Source organism: Pseudomonas sp. NMS19W (assembly GCF_051554255.1).
GTDB classification, from domain to species: Bacteria; Pseudomonadota; Gammaproteobacteria; order Pseudomonadales; family Pseudomonadaceae; genus Aquipseudomonas; species Aquipseudomonas kribbensis.
The window spans coordinates 2,613,783-2,632,564 of record NZ_CP136718.1 but is presented as its reverse complement, the minus strand read 5'-3'; the positions used below and the strand labels follow the sequence as shown (position 1 = coordinate 2,632,564).

Below are 18,782 nucleotides of genomic sequence, written 5' to 3'. Positions count from 1 at the left end.
CCCGCTTACTTGGCCGCCGCCCGCGCATCGCTCAGCCAGCCGTCGTAACTTTGCTGGTGGGCCTTGATCCATTCGGCAGCGTGGCGCTTGATGTCGGCCAGGGACTTCTCGCCGTTCTGCATCTTCAGGTTCTGCGCACTTTCGTCGGCGGTGCTGATGCTGACTTCGGAGAGGAACTTGCGGGCCACCGGGTTCTTCTCGGCGAATTCCTTGTTCATGACGGCATTGATCGTATCCACCGGGAAGCCGAGGTTTTTGCCTTCATAGAAGGTGTCCTTGCTTTCCTTGCCGTCAGGCAGGTCGGTGTACGGCACCGGCAGCCAGACCACGTCGCGCCCTTCGACCAGCACGCTGGAAATCCACTGCGGCACCCAGGTGAAGAACAGCACCGGTTTGCCTTGCTGGTAGCGGGCAATGGTGTCGGCCATCAAGGCGAAGTACGAGCCGCGATTGTCGACGACGGTCGGTTCCAGGCCGTAAGCCTTCATGTGGTGTTCGACCATCACTTCGCAGCCCCAGCCCGGGTTGCAACCGGTCAGATCGGCCTTGCCGTCGCCGTTGCTGTCGAACAGCTTGGCGATTTCCGGTTTCTTCAGGTCCGACAGATCCTTGATGTGATAGGCATCTGCGGTTTTCTTGTCGATCAGGTAACCCTGCAGCACGCCTTTCATGATCTGCCCGACCTTGACCATCACGTCATCGCCTCCGGCCTTCTCGTAAAAGGCTTCGTGCAGGTGCTCCCACTCATGCACGGTAAAGTCCGCGTCGCCGTAGGACAGCGCGAGGAACATCGCCGGGTAGTCGGTTTCCTTCGGCTGTTTGACGTCGTAGCCCAGCTCCTTGAGCCCGGCGATCACCACTTCACCGCGAAAGCGCTCTTCAGCGATGGTCGGGAAAATCGGCGTGATCGACACACCGGCACCGGGCTTATTGGCATCAGCCGCAAAGGCTGCCGAACACAGGACCGTGCCCAGCAAGGAAGCAACCAGACTCGCCATGACGCTTTTCTTGAGATTTGCCAGTTTCATGTTTCACCACGCGTTGGAGTTTTAATCGGTGAGCAGAAAGGTTCAGTTAATGACCGCACGAGCAACGTTCTTCTTTTTCTTCAACTTCATGACCAGGCCGACCGGCCCGCTCTCATACCAGCGCTGTCCGGTGGCCAGATCGCTGCTGCGTTCACCCATGGCCTGGGTCAGGCGATCGAGGAACACCGCCAGCAACACCAGCCCTGCTCCGCCGACACTGGCCAGGCCCATGTCGAGGCGACCGATGCCGCTGAGCACCATCAGCCCCAGCCCGCCGACCGAAATCATCGAGGCGACCACCACCATCGACAGCGACAACATCAAGGTCTGGTTCAAGCCGGCCATCATGGTCGGCGCGGCCAGCGGCAGTTGAACCTTCATCAGCATCTGCATCGGTGTGCAGCCAAAAGCCCGCGCTGCCTCAACCTTGTCCGCCGGCACCTGACGGATGCCGAGGTTGGTCAGGCGTACCAGCGGTGCGACAGAGAAGATGATCGTGACGATCACGCCGGGCACGTTGCCGATGCCGAACAGCATCACCACCGGCACCAGGTACACGAACGCCGGCAGGGTCTGCATGGCGTCCAGCACCGGGCGGATGATCATTTCCGTGCGGTCGCTGCGGGCACAGAGGATGCCCAGCGGAATGCCGATCACCGCGCAGAACAACAGCGAGGTCAGCACCAGCGCCAGGGTGACCATCGCGTCGTTCCACACGCCGATCAGCCCGAGCCCGGTCAGGGTCGCCACACTGAAGATCGCGATGCGTTTGCCGCCGATCTGCCAGCTGATCAGCCCGGCAATGATGATGAACACCGTTGGCGGCAGCGAAAGCAGCCCCCACTGGACGCCGTCGAGTACCTGATCGACCGGCCAGCGAATCGAGCGGAAGACATCCCGGAAGTTATGCACCAGGTATTTGAGGGCGGTTTCAACCCACGACCCCAGCGGAATATTCAAACTCTGGAAGGGATCCAGAAAGTTAAAGTCGGACATGACACTACCTCGCACTTGCGGACTGCGTGACCATTCTTTTTTTAAATCAGGATCTCAGCTATTGCCCAGGCAACTTAATAGATGCCCTTGCGAGATCGACCCTTTATAAAGTCCAACTTCATCAACTACCGGCATTGGTGTTGAAGATGCCGCAACAAGATGAAAAATCTCGCGCAAGGAAGCGTCAGCCTTTATCGGAGTTTGACGACCCGGTTCATAAACAATCCCCGAATCGGCTTGTGCGATATCGCCGGCGCGCAATATGCGGCTGGTGTCGAAACCGTTGAAGAAATCCCGGACATACTGGTTGACCGGGTTGCACAGCAGCTCACGGGGCGTACCGATCTGCACCACCCGCCCGCCCTCCATGATCGCGATGCGATGGCCGATGCGCACGGCTTCTTCAATGTCGTGGGAGATGAAAATGATGGTGCGATCCTGCTCGGCCTGAAGCTTGATCAGCTCGCCCTGCATCTCGCTGCGGATCATCGGATCGAGGGCGGAGAACGCTTCGTCCATCAGCAGGATGGCCGGGTCGTTGGCCAGCGCCCGGGCCAGACCGACCCGCTGTTGCATGCCGCCGGAGAGCTGGTGAGGGAAGCACATTTCCTGCCCGGAAAGCCCGACCTGCTCGAGGGCGCCCATGGCCCGGCAGTAGCGTTCCTTTTCGCCGACTCCGCTGATTTCCAGGCCGAAGCTGACGTTGTCGATGACGCTCATGTGCGGCATCAGGGCAAACGACTGGAAGACCATGCCCATGTCTTTGCGGCGCACCTGCAACAGGTCCTTGTCGCCCAGGCCGGTGATTTCCCGGCCATTGAGAAAGATGCTGCCGGAGGTCGGCTCGATCAGGCGATTGAACAGTCGGACCATGGTCGATTTGCCCGAGCCGGACAACCCCATGATGACAAAGATCTCGCCGCGCTTGACCGAGAAGTTGGCATCGAATACGCCGATGGCCTGGCCGGTCTTTTTGAAAACTTCGGCTTTCGAGGCGCCCTCTTCGATCAACTTCATGGCCAGTGCTGGCTGAGTGCCGAAGACTTTATAAACATTCTTGACGCAGATTATTTCGTCGGAGCGATTCATACCTTGCCTCCATCGCGTTGTGCATATTCGAATTCAAACAATATGCAATCGAGCGAAACGGTTTTAGAGCGGCAGCGGTAATAGTTATAAGTCGTCACGACGGGTTTCCTTTTATTATTTTTGGGACCCCAGGAACGAGGGACGTTTCAAATTTATTAGCATCCCCCTGCTTAATCCAACGACATTTACAGGGGCATGTTGATAACGTCGGGTTATCGATCACGCCGGCATCCGCCGCTGGCAGCCGGCATCGCCTGCCAGCGACCGCGACTATCCTTGCAGCGACGTTGGCGTATCCCTGCGCGCAGGCTTGGGCTACCCTCGTCGCGCTTCGCCCGGGAGCCGTTTCGTGAGGAGGCCGTACAAATGACCAAGCATGTCGACCCAGACACCATCTTGCTGAAGATGCCGTCCTTAAGGGCCGTAAAGGCATTTGTCGCCGCCGCCAAGTACCAGAGCTTTACCCGTGCCGCCGAAGCATTGTGCGTTTCCCAGGCCGCGATCAGCCGGCAGATCCGCGAACTGGAAAGCTACCTGGGCGCGCAGTTGTTCACCCGCGTCGGGCGCGCCGTCGAGCTCACCTCGGCGGGTGCGCTGTTTTTCGATGCCGCGCAGCTGTCGTTCGTGAACATCGCCCAGGCCGCCGAGCGCATCCGCAGCAGTCAGTCGGTCAAGAAGGTGCTGACCATCTGCTGCTCCCCGGCGTTCTCGGCGCTGTGGCTGTCGAATCACCTGCCGGAGTTCTTCGCCCAGAGCGAAGGCATCGAGCTGAACCTGATCACCACCCAGAACTTCCTGACCATGGAACCGGGCGTGCAGCCCGACGTGTTCATCACCAAGATTTCGCGCATCCGCGAAGGCTATCGCAGCTACCCGCTGTGCCATGACCTGATCTACCCGGTGTGCACGCCGCAGTATCTGGAGCAGCACCCGGAAATCGCCACTATTGAGGGCGTGCGTGATTCGGCCCTGCTCAACCTCAGCCCCTATGGTCGCTCGCAAGTCGCCGAGCACGTCGACTGGGGCGTGTGGCTGGCGTTTCAGTCCATCGACATTGACGACCGCCCGGCAACCAGTCCGCAGATTTTCAATGCCAACGACTACAACCTGCTGATCAGCATGGTGCTGACCCATCAGGGCATCGCGCTGGGCTGGAATCACCTGGTTGCGCCGCTGCTGCAGCGCGGTTTGCTGGTGCGCCCGATCGAACAGGAAGTGCAACTGCGCAACAGCTGGCACTACCTGAGCTGCCGCGAGAACGCCGACAACGAAGACGCGCTGCGGCGGTTTCGCGAGTGGATCCTGTCGAAGTTTCCCCGTCGTTAGCCATCGATTTGGTTATCAATTGCCCGACGAAAATGTCGTTGGAGCCGCACAACCTTCCTGACTCATTGTGGAGCGGCGCCGGCCGGGATCTGGCCGGTTCCCCTCACAGGAAGGAATTGTTGAATGTCACTCTACGAATTCTGCCGCGACTTTGATTTCCTCCAGGCCCCGGCCAAGACCCGGGAGATCCTGCAGAACAGCCTGCTGGATATCGTCGGCGTCATGGCCGGTGCCGCGTCCAACGACACCAGTGTGGCGCTGCGCCGTTTCGCCGTTGCCCACTACCCCGCCGGCGAGTATGGCAGCCGTCTGTTGTTCGACGGTCAGCGCGTGAACCTGCTGGGCGCGGGTTGGGCCGGCGGTTTTTCCGCCGACAGCCTCGATGCCCACGAAGGTCATTTCCGATCCAAGGGGCACGCCGGCGCGACCGTGGTGCCGGCCCTGCTCGCCCTCGCTGATGCCCTGCATCACCAAGGCAAAAACGTCAGCGGGCATGAGCTGTTGACCGCGTTGTGCATTGGCTACGAAACCGGACTGCGCGCCGGAACGGCCCTGATGGCGACCTCCTCGACTTACCACGCGTCCGGCGGCTTTTCGGCGATTGGCGTGGTCTGCGCCGGCGCCCGTTTGCTGGGTTTTGACGAGCCGACGTTCCGCCATGCCTTGGGCATTGCCGAGTACTTCAGCGCCCGATGCCCGATGATGCGCCTGATCGCGTTTCCGACCATGTTGCGTGACGCCCACGGCAGCGGCGCCTTCGTCGGGTTGAATGCGCTGCTGCTGGCCAAGGAAGGCGTGACCGGCGCGCCGGCGGAAACCGTCGAGGATGCTTCGGTCGCCGAGCACTGGCTCGACCTTGGTCAGCGCTGGGAAATCGACAGCCAGTATTTCAAACCCTGGCCGGTGTGCCGCTGGGCGCAACCGGCGCTGACCGCGATGCTGCAGCTGCAACAGGATCATCCTGCGCTCAACGCTGACGGGATCGAGACCATCCGCGTCGAGACTTTCTACGAATCGATGTGCCTGCAAGGTCACACCCCGGCGGATGCCGATCAGGCGCAATACGCCCTGGCTTTTCCGCTGGCAGCGCTGATCGTCAGGGGCAAACTCGGGCCGGACGAAGTCACCGGAGAATCCATCCACGCCGCCGACATTCGCGCCTTGAGCGCACGCATCGAGATCGTCGAGGCGGCCGATATTTCCGCGCGGTTCCCCAATGAAATCCTCTCGCGGGTTTCCGTCACCCTGAAAAACGGCAACGTGCTCGTCAGCCCGATCACCGCCGCACGGGGCGATCCCGAAACGGCCCTGAGCCGCGAAGAACTGGAGCAGAAATTCGACCTGTTCGCCTCAAACCTCGGCCATGAACGCAGCCTCGCGGTGAAACAGGCGATTCACAATCTGGACCAGTCTGCGTCGGCCATCACCACGCTTGAGCCGATCTTCGAACGGATTCACCCATAACCGCAACGCATCGATTGCCCGCAGGAAATGTCGTTTGTGACGGCTTTCCTGGCACAGATAGGCTGGAATCCGTTCCGGCCCTACGCGCATGACGAGGATAACAATGAACAATAAAGACACCGTGGTTGACCTGATCGCCCAGCGCAAACCCTGGCACTCGTTGCCGGGCGCCCTCTACCAGGATGAAAACGTCTATCGCCAGGACCTTGAACAGATCTGGCACAAGGACTGGATTTTCGCCGGGCACACCTTCGAAATTTCCAAACCCGGCCAGTACTTCACCCTGCAGATCGGCGATTACCCGGTCGCCGTGGTGCGCGGCAAGGATGGCGAAGTCCGGGCGTTTCACAACGCCTGCCGCCATCGCGGCGCCAAGATCTGCGAACACGAGCACGGCAAGGTCGCGAAGATGGTCTGCCCCTATCACAAGTGGACCTACGAGCTGGACGGCAACCTGCTGTTCGCCGGCAACATGGGCCAGGATTTCGACAAGACCCAATACAACCTCAAGTCCGTGCATTGCGAGATTGTGCACAGCTACATCTATGTCTGCGTCGCCACCAGGGCACCGGACTTCGAAGGCTTTCGCAAGGCTGTCAGCCCGTTTATTGCCCCGCATTATCTGGACCACTGCAAAGTGGCGTTCGAGTCGACCATCATCGAGCAAGGCAACTGGAAACTGGTGTTCGAAAACAACCGCGAGTGCTACCACTGCGACGGTTCCCACCCCGAACTGCTGAAATCCTACGTCGACAACCCGTCCGTGGGCGGCGCCGGCGGCGAGGATGATCCGCACCTCACGGCCTACTGGAACACCTGCGAGAAAGCCGGTCTGCCAAGTCGCCTGGTGATGGACATCAACGGCCAGTACCGCATGACCCGCATTCCGCTGTCGTCCGGGGCCGTCAGCTACACCATGGACGGCAAGCCTGCGGTGAACGGGCGTCTGGACAAAACCGCTGAACCGGACATCGGCGCCCTGCTCTACTTCCATTACCCGTCCACCTGGAACCACTTCCTCGGCGACCATGCGCTGAGCTTCCGGGTGCTGCCGATCAGCGCCACGCAAACCATGGTCACCACCAAATGGCTGGTGCCCGACACCGCGGTGGAAGGCGTGGATTACGACCTCGAACGCCTGACCAAAGTCTGGATCGCCACCAACGATCAGGACCGCACACTGGTCGAAGGCACCCAGCGTGGCGTGACGTCCCCGTCCTATGAACCGGGGCCGTACTCGGAAACGGCGGAAACCGGCGTCTGCCAGTTCGATGACTGGTACTGCGCCACGATGATGGACCGGCTCAAGGGGCCGATTCCGTTGAAGTCCGTAGGCTGATTGGCATTCGCGGCAACGGCGGGTTTTTCAGGAGATCTGACGTTGCCGCGTCGCCTGCCAGCAGATCAACGAACCCACGGTCACCAGCACCGCACCCTGCCAGAACTGCATCTGCAAACTGACGCCCAGCCACAGCGCGGCGAACGCCGACGACAGTACCGGCGCGCCGTAGGACGCGGTGGCCAGCAAGGTCAGATTGCCGCGCAGGATGCCGATGTTCCACAGCGCATAACCACCGGCCATGGCGATGCCGGTGGCGATCAGTTCCAGGGAGTTGCCCAGGGTGAAGGTGGAAATATGCTCATTGCTGAAGCCCCACTTCACCCACAGCACAATGGCCGTCAGCACGAAAAACAGCACCACCAGACTCTGCCCGTTGGCGTAGCGGCGCGTGACGTTGCAATACAGCGCAAACGTAATCGCGCAGGCCAGCGCAAGGCTGTAACTCAGCGGGTTGGAATTGACGTTGGCGATGATCCCCGGCAACGACAGACCCTGACCGCTGACCACCCAGAGGATGCCGAACAGCGCGAGTGCACTGCCGGGAACGATGAACCAGCGGGTCTTCTGCCCGTTCATGAAGATCGCCAGCACCACGGTCAGGCACGGCCACAGGTAATTGACCACGCCCAGTTCGATGGACTGTTGCCGGTCACTGGCAAACCCCAGCGCCAGGGACAGGCACACCTCATAGGCAACGAACAATGCACTGCCGAGCAGGAGATAGAGTGTTGACGTGGAGCGAAGGCGCGGCCGCCCGAGAAACATCACCAGCAGGATCGCCCCCAGGGTGTAAATCATCGCCGCGCCGCCGAGCGGGCCGAAATGTTCACTGACGCCCCTGATCAACCCGGCGGCGGTGCTCCACAACACAATCGCCAACAGCCCGCACGCCGTGGCGGCACGCTCGCCTCTTATCTGCATCATTGCCTCTGGATCAATATCGCGATTCGACCGCACAGGCTAACGAGGGAAACCGGATCGATACAGCAACTTTTCATCCGGGCAATGAATGCGCTGGGGTTATCGATTCGGCCTGCGTCCCAACGTCGCAGGCCCCGCACCTTGGCAAACGCCGCACAAGGCTTAAAATCGCGCCTCCTCTTGCAGTCGCCCGACCGGCGCCTGCCCGCAGCCATGACAACCCTCAGGTTTGAACAGCCGGCGACTTTCACGAAGTCAGCCTGGCTCAATCGTCCTGCCCGTTCGGCGGTCGCTTGTCTTCAACACACTTCGGCTTGGCACTCGCATGCGCAGAGGCGCACGTTCCGCTGTTCGATCACTTGAGGTTTTTATGACACCGCGTTTGCTGGCCATGGCGCTGGCGCCCCTGCTCGGGCTGTTCATTGTTGCTCTGGGCAACGGCTTTCTGTCTTCTTTGACCACCCTGCGCCTGGGCGCGGCCGGCGAATCGGCGACGATGATCGGCATCGTGTCCTCGGCCTATTTCATCGGCCTGACCCTGGGCGCGATCTTCAACGACCGGCTGATCCTGCGCATCGGCCACATCCGCGCCTACAGCAGCTTCGCCTCGCTGATCGCCGCGACCATCCTGCTGCAAGGGCTGTTTTATGACACCTGGGGCTGGGTCGTGCTGCGCCTGATCAACGGCTGGGCCACGGTCGGCGTGTTTCTGGTGATCGAGAGCTGGCTGCTGCTGGCCGGTGACGCGAAGATTCGCGGGCGTCTGCTGGCGCTGTACATGATCGTTCTCTACGGCGCCGGGGTGCTGGGTCAGGCGTTTTTGGGGAAAATCACCGGGCTGGGCGACACCGCGCCGTTCATGGTCGCCGGCATGCTCGCGACCCTGTCGGTGCTGCCGATCGTGATCCTGCCGCGTGTTTCGCCGTTGCTGGAACAGGTCGAACCACTCAAGCCACGGGCCTTGCTGGGCGTATCGCCCACCGGACTGGTCGGCTGCTTCGGTTCCGGCGTGACCATCGCCGCGATCTACACCCTGCTGCCGCTGTACCTGCAACGCATCGGCCTTAACGTCGGCGAAGTCGGCAGCATGATGGCCTGGACGGTCCTCGGCGCGATGCTGCTGCAATACCCGGTCGGGCGCTGGTCCGACCGCAAGGATCGCCTGCAAGTGCTGACCGTGCTGTGCGCCGCGTGCACCGTGCTGTCACTGGTGATCGTGCTGGTGCCGCTGTCCTCGGCCATGCTCGCGGCGATGCTGTTTCTGCTGGGCGGCGGCGTGTTCGCGCTGTACCCGGTGGCGGTCAGCCACGCTGCCGACCGTGCGCCGGTCGAAACCCTGGTGCCAATGATTCAGGGCATGTTGCTGATCAACTCGCTGGGCTCGGCGATGAGCCCGCTGCTGATCTCCCCGGCGATGAACGCCCACGGCGAAACCGGCCTGTTCTGGGCCTTCGCCCTGGTCAACCTGGCCATGGTGACGTTCTTCTTCTGGCGTCGCGGCAAGCGTCCGGTGCCGGCCAACCCGGCGCCGTTTGCGGCGGCAGCGACGTTCTCGCCGACCGGCGCCGAGCTGCGAGTGACCGAAGATCTGCGTCAGGCAGCACAGGAGCACCCGCCGATGGTCGATGCGTTGAGCGGCGAAGCGGCGCCGCCAACGGCATCGCGCTACGAAGCCAGTTGAGTTTCTGGCGGGCAATAAAAAACCGGTGACTTTCGTCACCGGTTTTTTTATTTATCGCACAGCAGCCTCTGAATCAGTGCGGCGCCCGAGGAATGGTCTTCATCAGGTCTTCAGGGCTGATATGCCCCACCACACTGCCCGGCTGCGGCAGGTTCAGGATGTGGCCCTTCATCTTGCCGATCACGTGCATTTCGCACGGTTTGCAGTCGAACTTCAGGGTCAGCACTTCATCGCCGTGGATCAGTTGCATCGGCGCGACTTTGGTCTTCACGCCGGTCACGCCTTTGGCCTGTTTCGGGCACAGGTTGAAGGAGAACCGCAGGCAGTGCTTGGTGATCATCACCGGCACTTCGCCCGCCTCTTCGTGGGCCTCGTACGCCGCGTCGATCAGCTTCACGCCGTGACGGTGGTAGAAGTCGCGGGCCTTCTGGTTGTAGACGTTGGCCAGGAACGACAGATGCGCCTCCGGGTATACCGGCGGTGGCGTAGTCTCGGCCTTGCGCGAACCGCGCGGGTGGGCGGCAACACGGGCGGCGGTCAGCGCTTCGATCACTTCACGGCGCAACGACTTGAGCTGCGAGTTCGGGATGAAGAACGCTTGTGGCGCATCGAGTTTGATCGAGGTCGCGTGGTACTCGGTGGTGCCGAGCTGACCGAGCAGATCGTGCAAGGTGTCCAGCGCCTGTTCCGGTTTGTTGGCGACGCCGAACGGGCCGTCCAGCGCAACGCTGGCGCTGATGCCCTCTTCGCTGGTCACGGTCAGTTCCAGACGCTCTTCACGCAGCTTCGCCAGCCAGCTCACGCCGATACGACGCTCGGCGGAGGTCTTGAGCAAGGCCTGCTGCCAGTTGTGGTCGAGGTTGCGGTTCAGCGGGTGGTTCGGGCGCAGCTTGTACAGGCCTTCCGGCATTTCGTTCGGTTCGACGCGGTAGCGGTAGCGCTTCTCGCCTTCTTCCTCGAACTCGCCCTTGGCTTCGGCGATGTTGGCGCGGAAACCCACCACTTCGCGCTTGACCAGCACGTTGAGGCCGTCGCCGTTGGACAGCGGCTCGTGGGTGATGACCTGCATGTCACGCTTGCCGACTTTCTCGACGGTGCCCACCGCCAGACCGGTGAAGGTCGGCGAATCGAACGCACCGATGTCGATCTTGCGCTCGCTGACGAAGTAGTCGGTGCTGCCACGGTGAAAGGTCTTTTCCGGGTCCGGCATGAAGAAATGCGCGGTGCGGCCGCTGGAAGCGCGGGCCAGGTCCGGACGGTCGTTGAGCACGTCGTCGAGGCGCTGGCGGTAATAGGCGGTGATGTTCTTCACATAGCCCATGTCCTTGTAGCGACCTTCGATCTTGAACGAACGCACACCGGCCTCGACCAGCGCGCGGATGTTGGCGCTCTGGTTGTTGTCCTTCATCGACAGCAGGTGTTTTTCGTAGGCGATCACGCCACCCTTTTCGTCTTTCAGGGTGTACGGCAGACGGCAGGCCTGGGAGCAGTCGCCACGGTTGGCGCTGCGCCCGGTCTGCGCGTGGGAAATGTTGCACTGACCGGAGAACGCCACGCACAACGCGCCGTGAATGAAGAACTCGATGGCGGCATCGGTTTCATCGGCGATCGCGCGGATTTCCTTGAGGTTCAGTTCACGGGCCAGAACCAGTTGCGAGAAACCGGCCTGATCGAGGAACTTCGCCCGCTCAAGGGTGCGGATGTCGGTCTGGGTGCTGGCGTGCAGCTCGATGGGTGGAATGTCCAGCTCCATCACGCCCAGGTCCTGGACGATCAGCGCATCGACGCCGGCGTCGTACAACTGATGGATCAGCTTGCGCGCCGGCTCCAGTTCGTTGTCGTGCAGGATGGTGTTGATGGTGGTGAAGATGCGCGCGTGATAGCGACGGGCAAATTCCACCAGTTCGGCGATTTCGCTCACCTCGTTGCACGCGTTGTGGCGCGCACCGAAGCTCGGGCCGCCGATGTACACCGCGTCGGCGCCATGCAGGATGGCCTCGCGGGCGATGGCCACGTCACGGGCGGGGCTGAGCAGTTCCAGGTGATGTTTGGGCAAGGACATATATAGTTTTTAGTCAGGCTGTCACGGTCGAGGCGCGCATTGTAGCCGCGAAACGCGTGGCCGGCACGCCTGTGCTGCCGGGTGGCAGCCCTGCTCAGGGCAGAACTGCCATACCGAACCGCAAACTCAGGCCTTGGCGGCCATCGCAGTCACTTCCACCTTCATCCCTTCAACCGCCAGCGCCGCCACGCCAACCGCCGCACGCACCGGCCATGGCTTGGCGAAGAAGCGCTTGTACACCTCGTTGAACGCAGCGCGTTCGGCCATGTCGGTCAGGTAAATGGTCAGGTGCAGCACCCGGTCCATCGAACTGCCAGCCTTTTCCAGCGCGACTTTCAGCGCCTGCAACGTGCATTCGCTTTGCGCAGTGACGTCGCCCAGTTCCAGGCTGCCGTCGGCGCGGGTCGGAATCTGGGTCGACATCAGGATGCCGTTGAATTCGGTGACGTCCGAAGAGATCGAGTCTGCATCCGGATCCGGGGTGTAGGTGATGTCTTGGTTGGCCATGGGAAAGTCCTTCGCTGGCAGTGAGGACGGCGCCATCGCGCGCCGTTTCGGGCGGCCAGTTTACAGACACGGCGGCGGGTTTGAAGCCATGGCGGTTTCCGGGGTGGTTTCTGACGGATGTTTCAGTGTGTGTTGTGGGCCGATAAACATGTTTCGATCCGTGTGTTTAGAGACACCTGGAGTTACGCGCAATTGCCCACAAATCCTTGCGCCAGAGCCTACGGCTACGCCAGAATCCGCCGGCTTGTGCGCCTTGGGGTCGGCCGGTAACTTGGATCGGGTCACTGATTCGCAGTGATCGGGTTTAGCAGCCCGTGGTCAACCTAAGGTCGTACGCGCACTATCAATCAGGTTCCATGCCTGCATTTGATGGCGGCTGTACGCAGGGCGCTTCGGCGCGCCGGCTTCCTTAGGTTCCCCGGTCTGCTAACCTGCGTCCAGCTGCCTCCCTTCTTTTAGCAGAGAAGCGGTTTCAGCATCATTTCGGAACCTGAAAATGATCAAACCGACTCCAAACCCTCCGGTCACCGAACCGGCCAGCATCACCGACCCGACTTCCCCCTACGAATGCCCTGACTCCAAGAAATTCAACGAAGCCGCCAACCGCGCCCTCGACTACCACCTCGGCCCGATGACAGCCCACATGATGGCCGCGCCCTACACCCCCAACCGCCTCTACCAGACCAACCCGGCCAGCAACAACGAATCCCTGCTGGTCGACGCCGTCGAAAACCCTCGGTTCGGCCAACGTCATGCTCCACAACTTCGCCGACCTGCTCCAGGGTCCTCATCGCAAGACCGCTCAGGGTATTGCGCAAGTCGTGATGTTGGCGGAACTGGCGGTGAATCGGGTGTTGGATAAAGTCGTTCCGACGGAATAAGCCGTAGCGAAAAAATTTATATTCGCTATCACAAAGTTTCAAAAGGGGACGATAAATAAATCTGTCCCCTTTTGAATGCAAAAAATCAGTAAAGAGTCGGCTCTAGGTTAAATGGATTTTCTCGAAGCACTTTTTCTATAATGTCGTCAATATTTATTTTGGTGGGGCCTGCGTCAACAGCCACCTCTACCTCTTGCAGTACATAACCTGCAAGTTTAATTGTGTTTCTGGCTCTTGGGATCTGCAACTTATCCTCCGCACTTAGCTCGTCCATTCCTAATATTGAAATAATATCTTGAAGGGCTTTACCGTCTTGCAGAATTTTTTCAACTCCTATCGTGATGGTAAACGGCTCTCCGCTAGAATCTTCAAAATAAACCGTAAAATCATTCGAACCTTTAGCTTTTACTATCTCCGCAGGCTCCTGCGGATAGTTTCTCGATAAATATTCTTCAAGCTCTTGCTGGCTTTTATAACCAGAAAAAATGCATTTTGAATATCTTATTCCTTCTTTACGCGCCATGATCACTTTCCTCACTCCATACGATGTAAAAATCAAAAAGAATCAAAGGGGACAGAATCAAAGGGGACAGATTTATTTTCTGCGCACCCACAAGCAAAGTATCAACACAAAAACCCACGAACACACCTGATAGAAATAACAGTTTTTAATACTGATTCAGAACAACCAAAACCCTTAGCAATTATAAGAGACAGCGTATATTGGCTTATTTAATTCATACCCTTAGCCTCGGCAGATACATTCTCTGACACATTCAACCTGCCTCAGCCTCGCCACCTTCTAAACTTCATCCGTCAAAACAAGGACGTAGGAAGACCCATGCCCAGAACGGGACGCATCGTGTTACCCCACTACCCGCACCATATCGTGCAGCGCGGCCACAACAGGCAGGTCGTTTTCGCAGAACCAGCGGATTTCGAGCGCTACCTCTCTGACCTGCGCGAGCTCAAGGAAGCATTAGGTATAAAAGTTTTTGCCTACTGCCTGATGACCAATCATGTCCACTTGCTTCTCGCCCTGGGGAAACAACGTCCAACCTTGGACAACTCATGAAAGCCCTCGCCGGGCGGATGACGCGGTATCGCAACAAGGTTGAGGGGAGGACCGGGACGCTGTGGGAAAGTCGCTACAAATCCAGCGTTGTTCAATCCGACACTTATCTACTGGCTTGCAGTCGCTACATCGAGTTAAACCCCGTGCGAGCCCACATGGTGGCGCGTGCAGAAGACTATCACTGGTCGAGTTTCGCCCTGCGCCTGAGCGATTTCTCTGAATCCACATGGTTGGACAAAGATCCCTGTTTTCTGGAGTTAGGGCCTACGGATGTCAAACGGCGTGAACGCTATAAATCGTTTATTGAGATGGCGACACCCACCAATGAATTGCAACTCATAAGGGGCGCACTTCAGCGGGGTCAACTGACTGGCAACATGAAATTCGTCGACGAAATCGAGACAATCACTGGAAGACGCATTCAGCTCAGATCTCGCGGAAGGCCAGAAAAAACTGTTTAACATCAAAAGGGGACAATTAAATAAATCTGTCCCCTTTCTTCATTCAGAGAGCGGGGGCCACCAGAGAAAAGTACTTAACATCAATATGGAACAATTAAATAAATCTGCCCCCTTTTGAGTCCAACATCAAAAGGGCGACAATTAAATACATGTACCAACTTTTGTTCCATTAATATTTATCGCCGCCCTAAATCATCAGGCGTTATGAGCATACCCAAAGCTCTGTCGTCCGTATACTCCTCCCCTTTTTCATCCTCAAGATAAACCACAAAATCATTCGAACCTTCAACTTCTACTATCTCCGCAGGCGCCTGCTGATAGTTTCTCGATAAATATTCTTTAAGCTCTTGCTGGCTTTTATAACCAGAAAAAATGCATTTTGAATATCTTTTTCCTTCTTCACGCGCCATGATCACTCTCCTCACGCCATACAATCAAAAATCAAAAGGGACAGATTTATTTTCTGCGCACCCACAAGTAAAGTATCAACACAAAAAACCACAAACACACCTGATAGAAATAACAGTTTTTAATACTGATTCAGAACAACCAACACCCTTAGCAATTATAAGAGACAGCGCATACTGGCTTATTTAATTCATTCCCTTAGCCTCGACAGATTCATTCTCTGACACATCCAACCTGCCTCAGCCTCGCCACCTTCTAAACTTCATCCGTCAAAACAAGGACGTAGGAAAACTCATGCCCAGGACGGGACGTATCGTGCTTCCCCACTACCCGCACCATATCGTGCAGCGTGGCCACAACAGGCAGGTTGTGTTCGCCGAACCGGAGGATTTCAAACGCTATCTCTCTGACCTGCGCGAACTCAAAGAAGCATTAGGTATAAATAATCAAAGGGGACTAATCAAAGGGGACAGATTTATTTTATTTGAATGAAATTCGTCGACGAAATCGAGAAAATCGCCGGTAGACGTATTCAATTCAGAGAGCGGGGACCACCAGAGAAAAGTACTTAACATCAAAAGGGGACAATTAAATAAATCTGTCCCCTTTTGATTAAAATCCCCTTTAGCGGTTCGGCATTATTCACGTAAACCAAGGCCTTTGATTTTGATCTATCAATCTGAATAGCATCAAATTTAATACCAATCCCTCTTAATTTGGCTTGAAGATGAGAATCTGTTAGCAATGTTTCTGGCGGGAGATTTATCAATAATAGTTTTTTCACGACCTCGACCTCCAACAGACAACAAAAAAAGAATAAAAATCAAAAAACCAAATAGGACACGGAACAAAAAGGGGACAACAAAAGGGGACAGATTTATTTTCTGCGGAATAATCGAATTAAATAAATTCGCCTCTTAAATCCAGGTTCCTGATTAATCTTTGTCGTAAATTGTTACTCCATCAGAGTCTTCATCCTCCGTTAATTGCTCTTGTTCTACTCGCAAATGCGCTCCAGCGTTCCATTGCAGTTATTCATGTATTTTAGTGTGTCAGGCAGTATGTTTCTGATGCTATCTTTTTTCTCTTTAATTTCACGGGATTTCAAATTATCTGGATCCATCGGAACTGTATTGCCTGTTAGGCATTTTACGTTGACGACACAGTAAATATCACCACGACTAGGGTCCGCTGGCTGGGCAGTGGTTATTGGAGTATTCAGGTAGCAAGAATTGTGGGCCGAGCTAGCATTCCAGGCATCTTCACATTTATCTCCGTAGGAAAGTTCGCCAAATAGTAGAAGACTAGCAATGCAGTATGCTTTCAATAGAATGGGTGTTGAAAAAAAATTGGAAAATTTGGAGGTTTCTCTATGTAGTGAGGTCGCCATGATAAAGTCCTTGAATAGTTATGTGCGGCATTCAATGTGGCTTTGTAGTTTTCATTTCCTAAAATCAAAGGGGACAAATCAAAGGGAAATCAAAGGGGACAGATTTATTTTCTGCACACCCACAAGCAAAGTATCAACACAAACACCAAAAACCACACCTGATAGAAATGACAGTTTTTAATACCTATTCTGAACAATAAAAATTATGAAAAAACATAAGAAAACAAGAATACGAACTCATTTAGCTCATTCCGTTCCTGCCCCCCATCCATCTCCACGCGCCGCCCCCACTGGATATCCCCCCAATCCCAATTATGCTCAAAGAAACCCCGCCCTCCCGCGAGGTCGAGAGTCTGTGCACGCTCCACGAAACACCTGCTCCAGCACCAGCCAAAGGCCTCGGGTACGCGACGTTGATGAAGTGCTCCGGCCTATAACAACAAGCACGACGGAGAACACCCATGGCCGTACTCGACAGCATGTCCACCGGCAGTGCGCCGCATCCGCACCACAGTGTCAGCAAGGAGGAGCGCAAGGTCATCTTCGCTTCGTCCCTCGGCACGGTCTTCGAGTGGTACGACTTCTACCTCTACGGCTCGCTCGCCGCGATCATCGCCAAGCACTTCTTTGCCGGGGTCAACGAGACCACCTCCTTCATCTTCGCCCTGCTCGCCTTCGCCGCCGGTTTTGCGGTGCGGCCGTTTGGGGCGGTGGTGTTCGGGCGGTTGGGTGACATGATCGGACGCAAGCACACGTTTCTGATCACGATTGTGATCATGGGTGTGTCGACGGCGATTGTGGGTTTCCTGCCCGGTTACGCGACCATCGGGGTCGCGGCGCCGATCATTCTGATTACCCTGCGACTGCTGCAAGGTCTGGCGCTGGGCGGTGAATACGGCGGCGCGGCGACTTATGTGGCCGAGCATGCGCCGAAGGGTAAACGCGGGTATTTCACCTCGTGGATTCAGACCACGGCGACGCTGGGGCTGTTTCTGTCGCTGCTGGTGATTCTGGCCTGCCGCACCGCGCTAGGCACCGAGGCGTTCGAGGCCTGGGGCTGGCGGATTCCGTTCCTGTTGTCGATCCTGCTGCTGGCGGTGTCGGTGTACATCCGTCTGCAACTGAACGAGTCGCCGGTGTTCATGAAGATGAAGGCCGAAGGCAAGGCGTCGAAGGCGCCGCTGACCGAATCCTTCGCCCGTTGGGACAACCTGAAAATCGTGATCATGGCCCTGCTCGGCGGCACCGCCGGGCAAGCGGTGGTCTGGTACACCGGGCAGTTCTACGCGCTGTTTTTCCTGCTGCAAACCCTGAAGATTGACCCGCAGACCGCCAACCTGTTGATCGCCGGTTCGTTGTTGATCGGTACGCCGTTCTTCGTGATTTTCGGCAGCCTGTCCGACCGCATCGGGCGCAAGGGCATCATCATGGCCGGGTGCATTCTGGCGGCGGTGACCTACTTCCCGATCTTCCACGCGCTGACCCAGTACGGTAACCCCGACGTGTTCATCGCCCAGGAAAAGAACCCGGTCAAAGTGGTCGCCAGCCCTGACCAGTGCTCGTTCCAGTTCGATCCGGTGGGCAAGGCCAAATTCACCAGCTCCTGCGACCTGGCGAAAACCATCCTGGCCAAACGGGCGATTCCGTATGAAAACGTCGTGGCGGAACCGGGCACCGTGGCCCAGGTGCGCATCGGCGACAAGGTCATCGAAAGTTTCGAAGGCACCGCCCTGCCGGCCGCTGACTTCAAAACCCGCAACGACGCCTTCACCGCCAGTCTCGGCACTGCGCTGAAAGAGGCCGGTTACCCGGAAAAGGCTGATCCGGCCAAGACCAATTACCCGATGGTCTTGCTCCTGCTGACCGTACTGGTGATCTACGTGACCATGGTCTACGGCCCGATTGCAGCGTGGCTGGTCGAGCTGTTCCCGGCGCGCATCCGCTACACCTCGATGTCGCTGCCGTACCACATCGGTAACGGCTGGTTCGGCGGGTTCCTGCCGACGGTGGCGTTTGCGATGGTCGCGGCCACCGGGGATATCTACTACGGCTTGTGGTACCCGATTGTCATCGCGGTGATGACGGCGATTCTCGGCATCTTCTTCATGCCGGAAACCAAGGATCGCGACATCCATCACACCTGAAACCGTA

General features: G+C 57.7%; 14 protein-coding genes and 3 pseudogenes. 8 read left to right on the top strand and 9 right to left on the bottom strand.

Annotated elements, in window-relative coordinates:
* Positions 1–5: 5 nt before the first annotated feature.
* The 3 genes from proX to R1A29_RS11735 are packed head-to-tail and all read right to left on the bottom strand — an operon-like array spanning position 6 to position 3,113.
* A complete protein-coding gene (proX, locus tag R1A29_RS11745) occupies positions 6–1,028 on the bottom strand; it encodes a glycine betaine/L-proline ABC transporter substrate-binding protein ProX (RefSeq protein ID WP_438301566.1) in 1,023 nt (340 codons plus the stop codon).
* Positions 1,029–1,070: 42 nt separating this feature from the next.
* Positions 1,071–2,024 carry a glycine betaine/L-proline ABC transporter permease ProW gene (gene proW, locus R1A29_RS11740; protein ID WP_085708380.1) on the bottom strand — a complete coding sequence of 318 codons (954 nt, stop codon included), beginning with the start codon at positions 2,022–2,024 and terminating at the stop codon, positions 1,071–1,073.
* Between the two features lie 54 nt (positions 2,025–2,078).
* Positions 2,079–3,113, bottom strand: coding sequence for a quaternary amine ABC transporter ATP-binding protein (locus tag R1A29_RS11735; RefSeq protein WP_432219458.1), 1,035 nt, complete (start codon positions 3,111–3,113; stop codon positions 2,079–2,081).
* Positions 3,114–3,479: 366 nt separating this feature from the next.
* Between R1A29_RS11735 and R1A29_RS11730 the strand changes: the two genes are divergently transcribed.
* The 3 genes from R1A29_RS11730 to R1A29_RS11720 all read left to right on the top strand — a co-directional run bounded on the left by R1A29_RS11730 (position 3,480) and on the right by R1A29_RS11720 (position 7,242).
* Positions 3,480–4,439, top strand: coding sequence for a LysR family transcriptional regulator (locus R1A29_RS11730; protein ID WP_114882519.1), 960 nt, complete (start codon positions 3,480–3,482; stop codon positions 4,437–4,439).
* Between the two features lie 123 nt (positions 4,440–4,562).
* The gene (locus tag R1A29_RS11725; RefSeq protein ID WP_438301565.1) at positions 4,563–5,903 is read left to right on the top strand and encodes an MmgE/PrpD family protein; all 1,341 of its coding nucleotides are present in this window, start codon (positions 4,563–4,565) and stop codon (positions 5,901–5,903) included.
* Between the two features lie 103 nt (positions 5,904–6,006).
* A complete protein-coding gene (locus R1A29_RS11720) occupies positions 6,007–7,242 on the top strand; it encodes an aromatic ring-hydroxylating oxygenase subunit alpha (RefSeq protein ID WP_438301564.1) in 1,236 nt (411 codons plus the stop codon).
* Between the two features lie 27 nt (positions 7,243–7,269).
* Here R1A29_RS11720 and yddG read toward each other — a convergent pair whose 3' ends face one another.
* The gene (yddG, locus tag R1A29_RS11715) at positions 7,270–8,169 is read right to left on the bottom strand and encodes an aromatic amino acid DMT transporter YddG (RefSeq protein WP_438301563.1); all 900 of its coding nucleotides are present in this window, start codon (positions 8,167–8,169) and stop codon (positions 7,270–7,272) included.
* 367 nt (positions 8,170–8,536) lie between these two features.
* On the opposite strand from yddG, the gene R1A29_RS11710 reads away from it, so the two are divergent.
* Positions 8,537–9,847: an MFS transporter gene (locus R1A29_RS11710; protein WP_085708385.1), complete on the top strand. Its 1,311-nt coding sequence runs from the start codon at positions 8,537–8,539 to the stop codon at positions 9,845–9,847.
* A 73-nt stretch (positions 9,848–9,920) separates the two neighbouring features.
* On the opposite strand, the gene R1A29_RS11705 is transcribed toward R1A29_RS11710, so the two are convergent.
* Positions 9,921–11,909, bottom strand: coding sequence for a peptidase U32 family protein (locus R1A29_RS11705; protein ID WP_085708386.1), 1,989 nt, complete (start codon positions 11,907–11,909; stop codon positions 9,921–9,923).
* A gap of 126 nt (positions 11,910–12,035) precedes the next feature.
* The gene (locus tag R1A29_RS11700; protein ID WP_438301562.1) at positions 12,036–12,416 is read right to left on the bottom strand and encodes a RidA family protein; all 381 of its coding nucleotides are present in this window, start codon (positions 12,414–12,416) and stop codon (positions 12,036–12,038) included.
* Positions 12,417–12,912: 496 nt separating this feature from the next.
* Here R1A29_RS11700 and R1A29_RS11695 point away from each other — a divergent pair.
* Positions 12,913–13,297 (top strand): annotated as a pseudogene (locus R1A29_RS11695) (DUF6124 family protein).
* Between the two features lie 85 nt (positions 13,298–13,382).
* On the opposite strand, the gene R1A29_RS11690 reads toward R1A29_RS11695, so the two are convergent.
* Positions 13,383–13,820 carry an ATP synthase beta subunit C-terminal domain-containing protein gene (locus R1A29_RS11690; RefSeq protein ID WP_438301561.1) on the bottom strand — a complete coding sequence of 146 codons (438 nt, stop codon included), beginning with the start codon at positions 13,818–13,820 and terminating at the stop codon, positions 13,383–13,385.
* 318 nt (positions 13,821–14,138) lie between these two features.
* Here R1A29_RS11690 and R1A29_RS11685 point away from each other — a divergent pair.
* A pseudogene (locus R1A29_RS11685) lies at positions 14,139–14,833 on the top strand (transposase).
* Positions 14,834–15,009: 176 nt separating this feature from the next.
* Here the strand turns inward: R1A29_RS11685 and R1A29_RS11680 are convergent.
* A complete protein-coding gene (locus R1A29_RS11680) occupies positions 15,010–15,243 on the bottom strand; it encodes a hypothetical protein (protein WP_438301560.1) in 234 nt (77 codons plus the stop codon).
* Between the two features lie 292 nt (positions 15,244–15,535).
* On the opposite strand from R1A29_RS11680, the pseudogene R1A29_RS11675 reads away from it, so the two are divergent.
* Positions 15,536–15,682 (top strand): annotated as a pseudogene (locus R1A29_RS11675) (transposase); the annotation flags it as partial.
* A 133-nt stretch (positions 15,683–15,815) separates the two neighbouring features.
* Here R1A29_RS11675 and R1A29_RS11670 read toward each other — a convergent pair.
* The gene (locus R1A29_RS11670) at positions 15,816–16,025 is read right to left on the bottom strand and encodes a hypothetical protein (RefSeq protein ID WP_438301559.1); all 210 of its coding nucleotides are present in this window, start codon (positions 16,023–16,025) and stop codon (positions 15,816–15,818) included.
* A 1,067-nt stretch (positions 16,026–17,092) separates the two neighbouring features.
* On the opposite strand from R1A29_RS11670, the gene R1A29_RS11665 reads away from it, so the two are divergent.
* Positions 17,093–18,775, top strand: coding sequence for an MFS transporter (locus R1A29_RS11665; RefSeq protein ID WP_134826597.1), 1,683 nt, complete (start codon positions 17,093–17,095; stop codon positions 18,773–18,775).
* The last annotated feature ends 7 nt before the right edge of the window (positions 18,776–18,782 follow it).